This is a genomic window from Nocardia fodinahabitans (genome assembly GCF_052983615.1).
The window spans coordinates 93096-108096 of sequence record NZ_JBRJJC010000001.1 but is presented as its reverse complement, the minus strand read 5'-3'; the positions used below and the strand labels follow the sequence as shown (position 1 = coordinate 108096).

At 71.2% G+C, this 15001-nt stretch carries 13 protein-coding genes; 7 read left to right on the top strand and 6 right to left on the bottom strand.

What is annotated here, in order from left to right; genetic code table 11:
* Positions 1–25 precede the first annotated feature (25 nt).
* The 3 genes from NV348_RS00535 to NV348_RS00525 all read left to right on the top strand — a co-directional run bounded on the left by NV348_RS00535 (position 26) and on the right by NV348_RS00525 (position 6511).
* The gene (locus NV348_RS00535; protein WP_447150891.1) at positions 26–4558 is read left to right on the top strand and encodes a non-ribosomal peptide synthetase; all 4533 of its coding nucleotides are present in this window, start codon (positions 26–28) and stop codon (positions 4556–4558) included.
* Entirely contained in the window at positions 4555–5544 is a 990-nt protein-coding gene (locus tag NV348_RS00530; protein ID WP_447145152.1) for an ATP-binding cassette domain-containing protein, read from the top strand. Before NV348_RS00535 ends, NV348_RS00530 begins: the two co-directional genes overlap by 4 nt.
* A gap of 76 nt (positions 5545–5620) precedes the next feature.
* Positions 5621–6511 (top strand): ABC transporter permease, encoded by an 891-nt coding sequence (locus tag NV348_RS00525; protein ID WP_447145151.1) that lies wholly within the window; start codon positions 5621–5623, stop codon positions 6509–6511.
* A gap of 147 nt (positions 6512–6658) precedes the next feature.
* On the opposite strand, the gene NV348_RS00520 is transcribed toward NV348_RS00525, so the two are convergent.
* Complete coding sequence (locus NV348_RS00520) at positions 6659–6994, bottom strand: RNA polymerase-binding protein RbpA (protein WP_110040609.1); 336 nt, start codon at positions 6992–6994, stop codon at positions 6659–6661.
* A gap of 192 nt (positions 6995–7186) precedes the next feature.
* On the opposite strand from NV348_RS00520, the gene NV348_RS00515 reads away from it, so the two are divergent.
* On the top strand, positions 7187–7513 hold the full coding sequence (locus NV348_RS00515; protein ID WP_447145150.1) for a hypothetical protein: 327 nt from the start codon (positions 7187–7189) through the stop codon (positions 7511–7513).
* Between the two features lie 54 nt (positions 7514–7567).
* On the opposite strand, the gene NV348_RS00510 is transcribed toward NV348_RS00515, so the two are convergent.
* Together NV348_RS00510 and NV348_RS00505 are read right to left on the bottom strand one after the other, a co-directional pair.
* Positions 7568–8602, bottom strand: coding sequence for a hypothetical protein (locus NV348_RS00510; RefSeq protein WP_447145149.1), 1035 nt, complete (start codon positions 8600–8602; stop codon positions 7568–7570).
* Between the two features lie 111 nt (positions 8603–8713).
* Complete coding sequence (locus NV348_RS00505; protein WP_447145148.1) at positions 8714–9580, bottom strand: SDR family oxidoreductase; 867 nt, start codon at positions 9578–9580, stop codon at positions 8714–8716.
* Positions 9581–9674: 94 nt separating this feature from the next.
* On the opposite strand from NV348_RS00505, the gene NV348_RS00500 reads away from it, so the two are divergent.
* Positions 9675–10277, top strand: coding sequence for a TetR/AcrR family transcriptional regulator (locus NV348_RS00500; RefSeq protein WP_447145147.1), 603 nt, complete (start codon positions 9675–9677; stop codon positions 10275–10277).
* Here the strand turns inward: NV348_RS00500 and mqo are convergent.
* A complete protein-coding gene (gene mqo / locus NV348_RS00495) occupies positions 10261–11703 on the bottom strand; it encodes a malate dehydrogenase (quinone) (RefSeq protein ID WP_447145146.1) in 1443 nt (480 codons plus the stop codon). The genes NV348_RS00500 and mqo overlap by 17 nt on opposite strands.
* A 90-nt stretch (positions 11704–11793) precedes the next feature.
* Here mqo and NV348_RS00490 point away from each other — a divergent pair, with 90 nt between their 5' ends.
* The gene (locus NV348_RS00490; RefSeq protein ID WP_447145145.1) at positions 11794–12696 is read left to right on the top strand and encodes a LysR family transcriptional regulator; all 903 of its coding nucleotides are present in this window, start codon (positions 11794–11796) and stop codon (positions 12694–12696) included.
* Positions 12697–12702: 6 nt separating this feature from the next.
* Here the strand turns inward: NV348_RS00490 and NV348_RS00485 are convergent, their stop codons facing one another.
* The gene (locus tag NV348_RS00485) at positions 12703–13467 is read right to left on the bottom strand and encodes a M23 family metallopeptidase (protein WP_447145144.1); all 765 of its coding nucleotides are present in this window, start codon (positions 13465–13467) and stop codon (positions 12703–12705) included.
* Between the two features lie 184 nt (positions 13468–13651).
* Here NV348_RS00485 and NV348_RS00480 point away from each other — a divergent pair, with 184 nt between their 5' ends.
* Positions 13652–13984: an ArsR/SmtB family transcription factor gene (locus NV348_RS00480; RefSeq protein ID WP_447145143.1), complete on the top strand. Its 333-nt coding sequence runs from the start codon at positions 13652–13654 to the stop codon at positions 13982–13984.
* Here NV348_RS00480 and NV348_RS00475 read toward each other — a convergent pair.
* Complete coding sequence (locus NV348_RS00475) at positions 13966–14946, bottom strand: glycosyltransferase family 9 protein (RefSeq protein WP_495885067.1); 981 nt, start codon at positions 14944–14946, stop codon at positions 13966–13968. The two genes, NV348_RS00480 and NV348_RS00475, sit on opposite strands and share 19 nt — an antisense overlap.
* Between the last annotated feature and the right edge of the window lie 55 nt (positions 14947–15001).

Genomic DNA, 15001 nt, shown 5'->3' with positions numbered 1-15001 from the left:
GCGGATCGCCGGCGACGACCGGATCGTGGCCTGGGTGCAGCTGGCCGAGGGCACCGACCCGACCGAACTGGCCCGGGTGCGCAACCACGCGGCGGCCCGGCTGGCCGGTCACATGGTGCCCGCGTCGCTGACCCTGCTCGACCGCGTGCCGCTCACCCCGGTCGGCAAGCTGGACCGGGGCGCGCTGCCGGAACCGGAGTTCACCGCCACCGCGGGCCGCGCGCCGCAGACCGCGTCCGAGCGACTCGTCGCGCGGGTGTTCCAGGAGCTGGTCGGCGGCAACGAGGTCTCGGCCACCGACAGCTTCTTCGACATCGGCGGCAACTCGCTGCTGGCCACCCAGCTGGTGGCGCGGCTGGCCGCGGCCAGCAATGTCCGGCTGGAGGTGCGGACCGTGTTCGCCGCGCCGACCGTCGAAGAACTGGCCGCGCTCATCGAATCCGGGCCGTCCGGCGACGAGGGCCGCCCCGACCTGGTGAAGCAGGAACGCCCGGAACGGATTCCGTTGTCCGCGGCCCAGCGCAGGCTCTGGTTCCTGAACCGGTTCAACGCGGGCGTCGAGGGCGAGAGCCAGTCGGCGGGCGCCTACAACATCCCGGTCGTGCTGCGCCTGCACGGTCCGATCGACCTGGATGCACTCATTGCGTCTTTGCATACGGTGCAACGTCGGCACGAGACGCTGCGCACGGTGTTCCCGGAGAGCGCGGGTGAGCCCGAACAGCTCGTGCTCGATCCGGAGGTCGCGGCCGTCACGCTGTTCCATGCGATGGCCACCCCTGACGAGGTCGGCGCCGCGGTGACCCGCTTCGTCACACCGGGATTCGACCTGTCGTCCTCGGTGCCGATGCGGGCCGCGCTGATCACCGTCGACCACACCGGCCTGCCGGTGCCCGCCCAGGCCAAGCTGGCCGTCGCGGGGTCGAAGGAGCACGTGCTGGTGCTCGTCGTGCACCACATCGCGATGGACGGCTGGTCGCTGGAACCGCTGGCCGGGGAAGTGGCCGCCGCCTACCGCGGCATCCGCGAAGGCGAGCCGTTCGGTGAGCTGATCCCGGAGATCCAGTACACCGACTACACGCTGTGGCAGCAGGAAATCCTCGGCACCGAGGACGATCCCGACTCGCTGATCAGCAAGCAGCTCGCGCACTGGCGTGGCGCGCTCGACGGGCTGCCCGAGCTGCTCACGGTCCCGGCCGACCGGCCGCGCCCGCCGGTGCCCTCCTACCGGGGCGGCACCGTCGACTGCGAGGTCGACGCGGCCACCCACCGGGCGCTGCGCAGCATCGCCACCGCCAACAACGTCAGCATGTTCATGGTGCTGCACGCGGCGCTGGCCGTTCTGCTGCACCGGGTCACCGGCGACGACGACATCGCCGTCGGCACCGCCACGGCGGGCCGTGGCCACCCGGCCCTGGACGCGATGATCGGCATGTTCGTCAACACCCTGGTGCTGCGCACCGAGGTCACCGACGAGCGGGCCTTCATCGACCTGCTGAGGTCCGTGCGTGACCGCGACCTCGACGCGTTCGCCAACGCCGACATGCCGTTCGAACGGCTCGTCGAGGTGCTCAATCCGGCCCGCTCCCAGGCCCATCACCCGCTGTTCCAGGTGATGCTGTCGGTGCGCAACGCCCCGGTGCGGATGCTCGAGCTGCCCGGGCTGCGGATCGAGGCGGTCGAGGCCGACGCCGGCATCGCCAAGTTCGACCTGCAGTTCACCTTCACCGAGACCGAGACCGCCGCGCGCGTAGCTGACGGCGTCACGCTGGCGGTGAACTACGCGGCGGACCTGTTCGACGAGGTCACCGCGCGCAGGCTGGGCGACCGGCTGGTGCGGCTGCTCACCGCGGTCGCCGCCGACCCGAACACGGCCGTGGGCGATCTCGCGCTGCTCGACGCCGTCGAGTGGACCGCGCTCGCGCCGGTACACGGCACCCGCGCGGACACCCCGGTCAGCTTCGCCGCGGTGTTCGGTGCCGCCGTCGCCCGGTCCAGGGACGCGGTGGCGCTGTGCGCCGGCGACACCGTCGTCACCTACGACGCGCTCGATCGCTGGACCAACCGGCTCGCCCGGGTGCTCATCGGTCAGGGGATCGGCCCGGAAAGCCTGGTGGCCCTGGGTATTCCGCGCTCGGTCGAGTCGGTGGCGACGATGCTCGCGGTCGCCAAGGCCGGTGCGGCGTTCGTGCCGGTCGACCCGAACTACCCGGCTCAGCGGATCAGCCACATGCTCACCGATTCCGGTGCTGCCGTCGGCCTGACGCTGCTGGCGCACCGTGATCGGCTGCCCGGCGACTGCCGCTGGCTGGTGCTCGACGACCCGCATACCCGCGCGACCGTGCTCGGCACCGACGATTCGCCGGTCACCGACGCCGACCGGATCCGGCCGCTGCGTGTGGCCAACCCGGCGTACGTGGTCTACACCTCCGGCTCCACCGGTACGCCCAAGGGCGTGGTGGTGACCCACGGCGGCATCTCGAACTTCGCCGCCGAGTGCGCGGAGCGGTACGACGTGCGGCCCGGCAGCCGGGTCCTGCACTTCGCCACGCCGAGCTTCGACGGGTCGATGCTCGACATCCTGTTCGCGCTCGGCGGGGCGGCGACCCTGGTGATCGCGCCGTCCGGGATCGTCGGCGGCGAGGATCTGCGGCAGCTGTTCATCCGGGAGCGGATCACGCACGCGTTCATCACCACCGCCGCGCTCGGCACCGTCGACCCGGCGGGGGTCCACTCGCTGGCGCACGTGCTCGTCGGTGGCGAGGCGCTGCCGCCGGACCTGCTGGCCCGGTGGGCGCCGGGACGCAACTTCTACAACGTGTACGGCCCGACGGAGACGACGATCGTCACGCTGATGCCGCAGCCGATGAGCCCGCAGGGACCGATCACCATCGGTGGCCCGATCCGGGGCGTCAGCGCCACCGTGCTGGATCGGCGGCTGCACCCGACCCCGATCGGCGTCACCGGCGAGCTGCAGCTGGCCGGCTCGGCGCTGGCTCGCGGCTACCACAACCGGCCGGGCCTGACCGCCCAGCGATTCGTCGCCAATCCCTATGGCGCACCGGGCGAACGGATGTACCGCACGGGCGACCTGGTGCGCTGGCGCGACGGCGCGAAGTCGGCGCTCGACGTCGAGTACGTGGGCCGCACCGACCACCAGGTGAAGGTGCGCGGCTTCCGGATCGAACTCGGCGAGATCGACGTCGCGTTCGGCAGGCACGCCGATGTCGAGTTCGCGCTCACCATCGGGCACACCACCCAGGCGGGCGTCACCGCGCTCGTCTCGTACGTGAAGGCCAGGGCCGGGACCGCGCCGACGGTGCGGGAACTGCTCGACCACGTCGGCGGGCACGTGCCGAACTACATGGTCCCGCAGTCGGTCATGCTGCTCGACGAGGTGCCGCTCAGCCCGGTAGGCAAGCTGGACCGGGCCCGGCTGCCCGAGCCGGTGTTCCTCGCATCCGAGGGCTACCGCGCGCCGGTGACCCCGGCCGAGGTGGCGCTGTGCACGGTGTTCGCCGAGGTACTCGGGGTGGAGCGGGTCGGTGCCGACGACGGGTTCTTCGAACTCGGCGGCAACTCGCTGCTGGCCACCAAAGTCGTTGCGGCGCTGCGTGAGCAGGGCTACGAAATGCCGGTGCAGCTGATGTTCGGCGACGCCACCCCGGCCGGTATCGCGGCCCGGCTCGACGGTGCCGACGCGGGCGCGGCGATGGCGGCGGCGACGGGCCCGGTGCTCGCCATCCGCCCGTCCACCGGCCCGCACGACACCCCGCTGTTCTGCGTGCACCCCGCGATCGGCCTGGCCTGGTGCTACGCCGGACTGCTCGCCCACCTGGCGCCCCAGCGCCCGGTGTACGGCCTGCAGGCGCCGCACGTCTCCGGCGACGACCGGTTCACCTCGATCCCCGAGGCCGCCGGACACTATGTCGCGCACATCAAGTCGATCCAGCCGCACGGCCCGTACCACCTGCTCGGCTGGTCGCTCGGCGGCCTGATCGCGCAGGAGGTGGCGGTGCAGCTGCAGGACGCGGGGGAGGACGTCGCACTGCTGGCCATGATGGACAGCTACCAGCTCGGCGACCGCTGGCTCGACACCGCGATGCCGAGCGTGGCCGACATCCTCGGCGAGTTCGGCGCCGACATCCTCGGCGGGGCAGCGCTGCCCGCCGATATCGACCTGCGTGAAGCGGCGGATCTGCTGCGGGCACAGCCGGGCCCGTTCGCCGCGCTCTCGGTCGAGAACCTCGAGCGGCTCTACACCGGGTACGCCGACGGCACGGTGATGGCGAACCGGTTCCGGCCGCGCACCTTCGACGGCGATCTCGTGTTCTTCACCGCTGCGGCGGACGAGATCAACGCCGCCGATCCGGCCCGGCGGGCCGAGGCCTGGCAGCCGTTCGTCACCGGCAACATCCACAACCACGACCTGCCCTGCAGGCATGCGGCGATGACCACGCCGGAATCGCTGGCGGCGATCGGCCCCGTGCTGCATCGCCACCTCGACGCGGTCCCGGAGATCACCGTGTGCGGCGGCGGCCAGAAGGAGATGCGTCCGTGAGTTTGGCGGTAGAAGTACGTGGCCTGGCCAAGAGTTACGGCAAGGTGCGCGTGCTGAAGGAGATCGACCTGGAGATCCCGGCGGGCACGGTCCTCGGCCTGCTGGGTCCCAACGGCGCGGGCAAGACGACCACCGTGCGGGTCGTCACCACGCTGTTGCGGCCCGACGCCGGCTCGATCCGGGTCGCCGGTGTCGACGTGCTGGCCGATCCGGCCACCGCGCGCACCAGGATCGGCCTGTCCGGCCAGTACGCGGCGGTCGATGCGAACCTGACCGGATACGAGAACCTGCGGATGGTGGCGCGGCTGTACGGCATGTCCCGCAAGCAGGCCGTCGCGCGCGCCGAACAGCTGCTCAACGCGCTCGGCCTGGAGTACGCGGCGGGCAGGCGCGCGGGGACCTACTCCGGCGGTATGGCGCGCCGGCTCGACCTGGCGGGCGCGCTGGTGGCCCGGCCGCCGGTGGTGGTGCTCGACGAGCCGACCACCGGCCTGGACCCGCGCGGGCGCCTGGACATGTGGCAGGTGATCGGCGACCTCGTCGACGACGGCACCACCGTGCTGCTCACCACCCAGTACCTCGAGGAAGCCGACCTGCTCGCCGACCGGATCACGGTCATCGACAAGGGCACGGTCATCGCGCGCGGCTCGGCCGACGAACTGAAGACCTCCATCGGCGGCGACCGGCTGACCGTCACCCTGGCCGCGGGACAGAACCCGAGCCCCGCGGTGCAGGTGCTGCAGCAGGTCGGCGTCGGTGAACCGATCCACGAACCCGGCAGCGACGAGGTGTCGGTGGTGGTGGGCAACGGCTCGCGCACGATGGTCGAAGCGCTGCGTCGCCTCGACGACGCGGGCGTGTGCGTCGTCGACGCCGTCGTCGTCCGCCCCACCCTCGACGACGTGTTCCTTTCCCTCACCGGCACCCCGGCCGAGCCGGCCGCCGAACCCGAAACCGACGATGTGCAAGAGGAGATCCTGTCGTGAGCGAGCCTCGGCGAGCGAACCATCGAGACAGCGTGCGCACGCGCACGACGGAGCCGAATGCCGGCGAGGTGCGGTCGTGAGCATGGCACCGGAGGTCGCGGACGAGTACGAGACCCGTGAGCTGCCGATTCAGACGAGTACACCCCGGCCCGCCGCTCCCGACGAGGCGCCGCCGCGGGCCCGGTTCATCCGTGACAGCGCGATCGTGGCGCACCGCAATCTGCTGACCATCCTGCGGGTGCCGACCCTGCTGGTCACCGCGACGATCCAGCCGCTGATGTTCGTGTTCCTGTTCGCGTACATCTTCGGCGCGTCGCTGGGCGGCGACCAGTATCGCGAGTTCCTGCTCGCGGGCATCTTCACCCAGACGGTCGCGTTCAACGCCGCGTTCACCACGGTCGGGCTCGCGGGCGACCTGCAGAAGGGCATCATCGACCGGATGCGGACGCTGCCGATGTCGCGGCTGGCGGTGCTGATGGGTCGGACGCTGTCCGACCTGGTGGTCAACGTCCTCAGTCTGGGCGTGATGGTGATCTGCGGCTATATCGTCGGCTGGCGCATCCACGGCAGTGTCGCCGACGCCGTGCTGGCCTTCGCCATCATCTTGTTGTTCGCGTTCGCGATGTCGTGGGTCGGTGCCCTCACCGGCCTGATCTCGCCGACCGTCGAGGTCGCGCAGAGCGCGGGCCTGATCTGGATGTTCCCACTGTCGTTCATCTCCTCGGCGTTCATCTCCGCCGAGACGCTGCCGGGCCCGCTGCGCACCATCGCCGAGTGGAACCCGATCACCGCGGTCTCGGCCGCGGGCCGCAAGCTGTTCGACAACGACGCCCCACCGTCGTTCGCCCCCGCCACCGGCTGGGCCGCCGACAACTGCGTCCTCTACGCGATCATCTGCTCGGTGGTCATCCTCGCCGTCGCCATGCCGGCGGCGCTATTGCAGTACCGAAAGGTCGCCAGCCACTGATCTTTCGACTACCCGGTGCCACCTGTTCGGCAAGAACATGGGTAACTCACCGGGTACGGGCAAACACAAAGGAGCGCTACCGGCAGCCGCCTGGCTTCCGGTAGCGCTCCTGTGTCTGGCCTGAATCCCGGGGAGGGCGGAGGAGCCTCAGCCGCGGCGGCGCGTCTTCAGGAGCTCCAGGCGCTCCTTGAGCAGCTCCTCGAGCTCCTCCTTGCTGCGACGCTCCAGCAGCATGTCCCAGTGGGTGCGCGGCGGCTTGACCTTCTTGGTCTCCACCGTGGTGCCCTCCATGAGCTGACCTTCCTGGCCGTTACGGCACAGCCAGGTCGGCGGGATCTCCGCGTCGTCGGCGAACGGGACGTCGAACTCCTCACCGTTGTCGGTGCGGTAGCGGGCGATCCGGCGGGGGGCCAGGTCGTGGTCGCGGTCGGTCTCGTAGCTCACCGCTCCGAGCCGACTGCCTCGGAGTACGCGATCTGCCATGTGTGCTCCCTGTCTTTGGCGGCTGGCGCCGGTCGTGGTCCTACCGTTAACGCACGGGACCTCTGAACTGTTCCATTGTAGTCGCAACGACGAATCGGCCGGGCGGCCCCTGAGCCGGGACGGCCCGGTTCGTGCCCGCTGAGCGAGACCTGAGCCGCCCGATCGGGCGCCGGACCGATAGGGTTTCGCAGCATGTCGCGCAGTCGCCTGCTGTCCTGCCTGTGGTGCGGGCGGGAGATCGTGGATTCCGAGTCGGGGCGCCGTCGCCGCTATTGCCGCCAGTCGTGCCGCCAACGAGCCTACGAGCACCGCACCAGCCTCAAGGGAACCGGGATTCCGGAGGACGCCGTGGTGCTGTCCGCCCAGGAATCCGCGGATCTGGCCGATCGCTGGTTCGCGGCCAGATGCGCCGCGGAGGACGTCGCGACGGCGGTGGCCGAAGGTGCCGAGCACGCGGAGCTGGCGCAGCTCAGCGCCACCCTGGTGCAGCTGTCGCGAGAAGCCGAGCGGTTGCGCTGAAACCCGGTGCGGCCCACCGCACCTCGGTGCGATGGGCCGGACTGCCGAGCGAGGCTAGCTGATGTCGGCGGATTCGCGGGCCCGCAGGTGGACGGCGGTCACCCCACCCGCGACGAGCAGCGCGAGTGCCGTCGCGGCACCCGCGGTGGCGAGGTCGGGGCTGGTCAGCGGCTGACCGCGCAGTGCTTGCCAGAGCACGAGGGTGAGCAACCCGAAGTAGCCCAGCACCGCGACACCGAGCAGTGCCGCGCGGACGGTCTCCTCGCGCAGCCACCGGTACCGGGGAGCCAGCGCGACCAGCACGACGGCCAGCAGCAGCAGCACCTGGATGCCGTGCAGGCCGACGAAGTGCGGGATCCGCAGATCGCCGCCGGTGGTGCTCCAGTGGGTCAGCGGCATGGCGCCGACCCCGTCGCGGACCGCGTCGCCGTGCGGGCCACCCGCGCGGACGGTGTGCCCGGCCATCAGCCCGACGACGGTGCCGTCGGACTGCCGCACCAGTTGCGGCCCGGTGAAGCCCATCAGATACCCGAGCATCATGCCCGCCACCGCCAGCCACAGCCCGGCCTTCAACGCGATCCTGGTAGGCCGATCGGCCAGCTTCTGCCACGAGATGATCACGGCCAGCACGAGATTGGCGAGGAACAGGCCGGGCACACCCGATGCGAAGACCTGCTGACCGATCTGGTTGACGGTGTCGGAGGCGGTGTTGAAATGGCTGAACGTGCCGCGCGCGGCCTGCAGCGCGATGAACCCGACGTCGGCGATCCCGGTCACGGCAAAGACGGTGCCCAGCCACCAGGTGGCCCGCCTGCCCCGGTGTGGCAACCGCAGGATCCAGGCCAGCGTGACGCCGTAGAGGGCGAAGGCGAGCCCGAACTTGGCGGGTTTGAGCCAGACCGACTCGCCGAGCAGCATCCGGTCGTCGACCAGCATGCCGACGACCGATACCAGCACGAGCGCGCTCATCAGCGCGGAGTTCACCAGCAGCGGGCCGTGCCAGGGCGCGCGGTCGGTGCCGGCACCGACCGCGGGTGCGGCGGGGAACCGGAGGCGGGACAGGGTGTGGGAGAGATCGATCGTCGCCATGTCTCGACGGTAGAAATCCGGTGCGCTGCAACACCTCCCGCTGCGGAACGGTTCGCGACCCGTACCCGGGTAGGGGGCAGGCCCTACTCCGGTGCGGTCATCGGGGGTGGATCAGATCCCGAGGCGCCAGATGACCGCGTCGACCGCGCGCGGCGACACCGTCGCGACGGCCTGCAGGATGCGGGTGTAGCGGGGATACAGCTCGATCGGCCGCGTGCGGATCGCGGTGCGGATCCAGTCCGCGGCCTGCTCGGCGGTCAGTGCCGCCGACTCGTCGTAGGCGCCGGTCGGGGCGATCATCTCGGTCCGCACCAGCGGGAATCCGACGGTGGTGACGTGGACGCCGCGTGCCCTGGTCTCGGCGCCGAGGCTGCGCCCGAACGCGCCGAGCGCGGCCTTGGAAGCGTGGTAGGCGGTGAACATCGGCATCGTGCCGGCAGCGACGCCCCAGGTGGCGACGTTGACGACGTGCCCGTCACCGGTCTCGAGCATCGAGGGCAGCAGCCCCATGGTGAGCCGCGCGGCGCCGAAGTAGTTCAGCGCCATGGTGCGTTCGTAGTCGTGGAACCGGTCGGTGGCCTCGGCCGCGCGGCGGCGGATCGAGCGGCCCGCGTTGTTCACCAGCACGTCGATCGTGCCGTACTGCTCGAGGACGGTCTCGACCAGCTCGTCGGTGTCGCCGGGGTCGGACAGGTCGCAGGTGATGCTGTCGGCCCGGCCACCGGCCGCCCGTACCGCGTCACGGACCTCGAGCAGCGGTTCGGTGGTCCGGGCGACCAGGATCAGCCGCGCGCCGTCGCGGCCGAGCGCGAGCGCCGCGGCCCGGCCGACGCCGGACGACGCGCCGGTCAGCAGGACGGTCTTGCCCGCGATCTCGTGCCGTTCGCCGAGCACGAGCCGCGCCACGGTGCGCGGTAACGCGGGCGGGTTGAGCAGCAGTGACTGCGCGAGGCGGTCGAGCACGAGGACTCCTGACATCGAGGGCTGGGGCCGAACGAATTTACTATCTAGTAAATTACAAATCAGTCAATTGAGTGTCAACAGGAGTCACCATAGTGGTTGGATGGGCTGGGTGAGCACAGCCGGAACCAAGGGCGTCCCGCGCCCCGAGCGCGAGCAGCAGATCCTCGACGCCGCCGTCGCCGAGATCGGGCGGGTCGGCTACGCGGGGCTCTCGCCCGCCGAGGTCGCGCAGCGGGCCGGTGTGTCCAAGCCCCTGGTCTACACCTATTTCCAGTCCAAGGACGGGCTCTACATCGCCTGTGTCGAGCGCGCGGCCACCGTCATCTACGACGCGATCGACACCGCCATCACCGGGGCGAGCGGCCTGACGAAGGCCGAACGGACCCTCGACGCGCTGTTCGTCGCCCTCGCGCCGCGCCCGCACGACTGGACCGTCGTCTTCGACCGCTCGCACCCGGACGAGGGCCCGGCCGCCGACGCCGTGCGCGCGGCCCGTCGGCGGATCGCCGCCCAGGCCGCGCGCGGCGTCGCCGACGCGCTCAGCACGCTCGCGCTCACCGACCCCGACGACCTGTCGGCTTTCACCGATGTCTGGATGGGGTCGGTGACCTCGCTGGTGCTGTGGTGGCTGCGACACCCCGAGCAGACGGCGGGCGAGATGAGCGCGCGCAGCCACCGTCTGATCGGGGCCCTGGTCAACGCGCCGCGCTGACCGCCGGTGCGCCCTCGGGCAGCAGCTCGGCCAGCAGCGGCGCCCACTCGTAGCGCCGTGCGGGGAAGCAGCGGTCGAGCAGGTCCCGCATGATCGACGGGGCGATCGAGGCGCCGGGTGACGCGCCGAGCAGTCCGGCGACAGTGCCGTCGGCGCCGGTCACCAGTTCGGTGCCGAATTCGAGCACGCCGCCGCGCCTGCGGTCGGGTGTGACCAGCTGGGCGCGCTGCCCGGCCGGGATCAGCTCCCAATCGGCCGGGTCGGCGGTCGGGTAGAAGCGCTGTAGCTGCCGGAACTTCCGGCGCGGCGACGCGAGCAGTTCGGTGATCAGATAGCGCACCAGATCGAGGTTCTGCAGGCCCGCGGCCACCAGCGGCACGATGTTGTGCGGTCGCAGCGTGGTGAACAGGTCGGTCAGTTTCCCGTGCCGCAGCAAGCGGGTACTGAAGGTGGCGTAGGGGCCGAACAGCAGCGCGGCCGACCCGTCGACCTCGCGGCGGTCGAGGTGCGGCACCGACATCGGCGGTGCGCCGAGCGCGGCCTGGCTGTAGACCTTGGCGGTGTGTTCGGCGACGACATCGGGATTCGTCGTCCGCAGGAACTGCGCGCCCAGCGGGAACACGCCGTACCCACGCACCTCGGGCAGGCCCGCTCGTTGCAGCAGCCGCAGCGCGTAGCCGCCCGCGCCGACGAACACGAAGCGCGTGCGCACCCGAAAACGCCTGCCGCTGTCCAGATCCCGGCCGCGCACGGTCCACAGACCGTCCTTGTCCCGGGTGAGCCCGGTGATCTCGCGGTGCAGCCGCACCGCGTTGCCCGCCGTGGTCATCGTCGACAGCAGCGACCTGGTCAGCGCGCCGAAATCGACATCGGTGCCCGCGGTGTGCCGGGTGGCGGCCATGGCTTCGCCGTCGGCCCGGCCGCGCACCAGCAGCGGCGCCCACCCGGCGATGACGGCGCGGTCTTCGGTGTACTCCATCGCGGCGAAGGCGGGCCGCTCGCGCAGGGTCGCGTAGCGCTGCCGCAGGTAGCTGATATCCCGGTCGCCGAACACCACGGTCACGTGCGGGGTCGGGGTGGTGAAGGTCGCCGGGTCGAGCTCGCCGCGACGGGCCAGTGCCGCCCAGAACCGCCGGGTGAGCTGGAACTGCTCGGCGATCCCGGCCGCGCGGTCGCCGTCACCGGGGTCGGGCATGTAGTTGAGTTCGCACAGGCCGGAGTGGCCGGTGCCCGCGTTGTTCCAGGGATGGCTGCTCTCGGCGGCGGGCTCGCCGAGCCGCTCGAACAGCGCGATCGACCAGTCCGGCGCGAGCGTGCTGAGCAGGGCGCCGAGCGTGGCCGACATGATGCCGCCGCCGATCAGCACCGCGTCGAGAATGTCGTCGCCGCCGCCGGATGCGGGGTGGCGGGGTGTCGTCTCGGTCATCGTCGAACCTCCCGTGAGCTGTGTACCGTCATCGTCACGCGACCGAGAGTGATCCGTCCAATACGGAATCATCGCGGATATCATCCGAATATGGATGATTCAGGCGACGGGGGAGCGCAGACGCTCGCGCCGCTGCTGGCCGCGTTCGATGCGGCGGCGGGCGAAGGGCACATCACCAGGGCGGCCGAGCGCCTCGGCGTGCCGCAGTCCTCGGTGAGCCGTCGGATCAAGACACTCGAGCAGACGCTCGGGGTAGCGCTGTTCCAGCCGGTCGGGCGCGGCGTGACGCTCACGCCGCAGGGCCGTGAGCTCCACGAACGCACGCGCGGCCTGGTGCGCTCTCTCGACGACGCGGTGCGCCGGGTGCGCGCCGACGCCGACCCCGACAACGGGCTGGTCCGCTTCGGTTTCCCGCTGACCCTGGGCCCGGTGAGCATTCCGTCGCTGCTGGCCCAGTTCCACACCAGGGCGCCGAGGATCCGGCTGCACCTGGTGCAGGCACACGGTGAGGCGCTGGCCGAACAGGTGCGCGCGGGCGGGCTCGACCTGGCGGTGATGATCCCGCCGCCCGCGGACCTGCCGACGGTGCCGCTGGGCAGGCAGCGCATCGACCTGCACGTGGCCCGCACCCATCCGCTGGCCGGCCGCGCCCGGGTCGATCTCGCCGAGCTGGCCGACGCGGCGTTCATCGCCAACCCGCCCAGTTACCAGCTGCGCAATTTGCTCGACAGCTGGTGCGCCGCAGCCGGTTTCACGCCGCGCGTGCTGTTCGAGATCACCGAGTTCGAGACCCTGCGCGAACTGGTCGCGCTCGGGCTCGGCGTCGCGCTGCTACCTGCCGCCGAGATTCCGCACCCCGATCTGGTGGTCGTGCCGATCGATGGCGAACGCGACCGCGAGATCGGCCTGGTCTCGGGAGACCATGGCCCGACACTCGCGGTCGCGCGGCTTCGGGATTTCCTGATCGCGCACACGGCGCGACTCGGGTGGTAGAGCGGATCAGTCCTGGGCGATACCGGCGTCGACGCCGCGGGCGGCGAGCCACGGGTGCGGGTCGATCGGGGCGCCGTAGAGCGAGCCGTCCTGGACGTGCACCTCGTAGTGCAGGTGGGGGCCGGTCGACTGGCCACGGTTACCGACGGTGGCGATGACGTCACCGGCGTTCACGTGCTGACCGGTCTGGACGAGGATCTCGTTGATGTGACCGTAGACGCCGATGGTGCCGTCGTCCTGCAGGATGCGGACCCACAGGCCGAAGCCGGAGGCGGGTCCGGTCTCGATGACGGTACCGTCGGTGACCGAGAAGACCGGCGCGCCGATCGGGTCACCGAAGTCGATGCCGTTGTGCGCGGCACCCCAGCGAGCGCCGAAGTAGGAGGTCAGCCGTCCGTTGACCGGGCGAACGGTGTGCGGGCGCGGCGGCGGCGGGGGCGGGGCGAGGGCCTGCAGCGGCGGCAGCGCGAGCGCGACGGCCTCGCGGTGCTCTTCCCACGGGATCGGGGCGGACGCGGGGGTCTCGCCCTGCGGCCCCTGGGCCTCGGCGGGGGTGTAGGCGGTGAAGCGGTACGGCGACTGGCCCGCGTGGACACCTTCGGTGGCGGCGGCGGTGATGCTGGTGTCGGAAACCGGGGCCTCGGGCTCACCGAAGGTGGCGACCGAGGTTCCCACGAGTGCGGACAAAGCCACCGCACCCGCGACAACGCCTCCCCAGCGACCGGCGAGGGCGTCGGAGACTCGAGCGGATAACGGGTTGGTCACGAACATGTTTCGAACGTAGCGAAACCGTGATCTCGACGGCGAATGATGTGGCTGCGATCACGATCGGCTATAACGCCAGTTGATCTATAACGACACCATAACGAATGCGGGAATTCCGAGGAGCGACCGGGGGGAATCCCCAGGACGCAAGATCATTGCCGAACCTCGGCTTCCCGGGGACACTGATTCAGTGGACGCTAACGGAGTTCGGGCCATCACCGCGCTGGCCGACCCCACCCGGCGCGTGATCTTCGAGGCTTTGCCCTCGGGTCCGCGGTCGGTGGCCGACCTCGCCGCGGCCGCCGGAATCACCAGCTCGGCGGCCTCCCAGCACCTGCGCGTCCTCCGCGAAGCTCACCTGGTGAGCATGCGCCGCGACGGCAACCGGCACCTGTACTCCCTGGACCCGCGCGGCCTCAACGACGCCCGCGACTACCTCGAGCAGTTCTGGCCCAGTGCGCTGGCCGCGCACGCCGCCGCCCTGCGCGACGCCGCGGCGTCAGGTCAGCCGACCCGGCGGTAACGCAATCGGGTCGATTCCGCCCAGTCCTGCTTGTCCAGCTGTGCGTCGACCGCAGCGATCACCTCGGGCACGCCGATCCGCAGCAGCCCCGGGTCGGGTACCCGGCCCTCGGGGTCGCCCACCTGGCCTGCCCACAGCACCGCGTGCCTGCCGAGCAGGTGGGCGGGCGGACCGCCGCGGCGCGGCGGCGTCGGGCCGAACAGCAGCACCGTGCGGGTACCGAAGGCCGTCGCCAGATGCGCGACACCGGTGTCGCCGCTGATCACGAGGGCGGCCTCGGCGACCGTGGCCGCCAGATCGGTGAGGTTCTGCCTGCCCGCCAGCACCCGGTCGTCGGGCAGTCCGGCCTGGGCGGCGACCTGGACCGCGATCTCGCGTTCGAACGGGTCGCCGGTCAGCACGACGTCGCGGCCCAGCACCAGCAGATGCCGGACCACGGCCGCGAAACGTTCCGGCGGCCAGCGGCGCGCGGGCGCCCCGGCGCCGACGTGCACGACCACGCAGTCGCGGCGGCTGATCGACGCCACCGGCGGCACCAGCCCCAGATTGCGGCGATCGGCCGCGATGCCCTCCGCTTCCAGCAGCCGGCACCACCGATCGACGACATGAGCTTCCGGGTCCCAACGGGGACCGGCGGGCCTGGGCGAGGCGGGGGAGCGGTGACCGATGATCCGCGCGGCGCCGGTGTCGGCGAGCGCGCGGGCACTGGCGCCATCGGCGCCGTGCAGGTTCACCGCGAGTTCGGGCGCGGGCCCGTCCCAGATCAGGGCGGCCGGATCGGCGGTGGGCACCAGTTCGTCGACCGAGGAGATCAGGTCGACGATCCGCTCCAATCGATGCGGCGCCGCCAGCACGATCTTGCTCCTGGGTTCGGCCCGACGCAGAGCACGCAGAGCCGGGACCGCGGCGAGGACGTCACCGAGGCCCCGAGCTTGCAGCACGAGTACAACCGACACCTTCATGACCTACCCGGGACCTGTACCGACCAAACGTTCGCGCATGCGACGACGTGGCGGT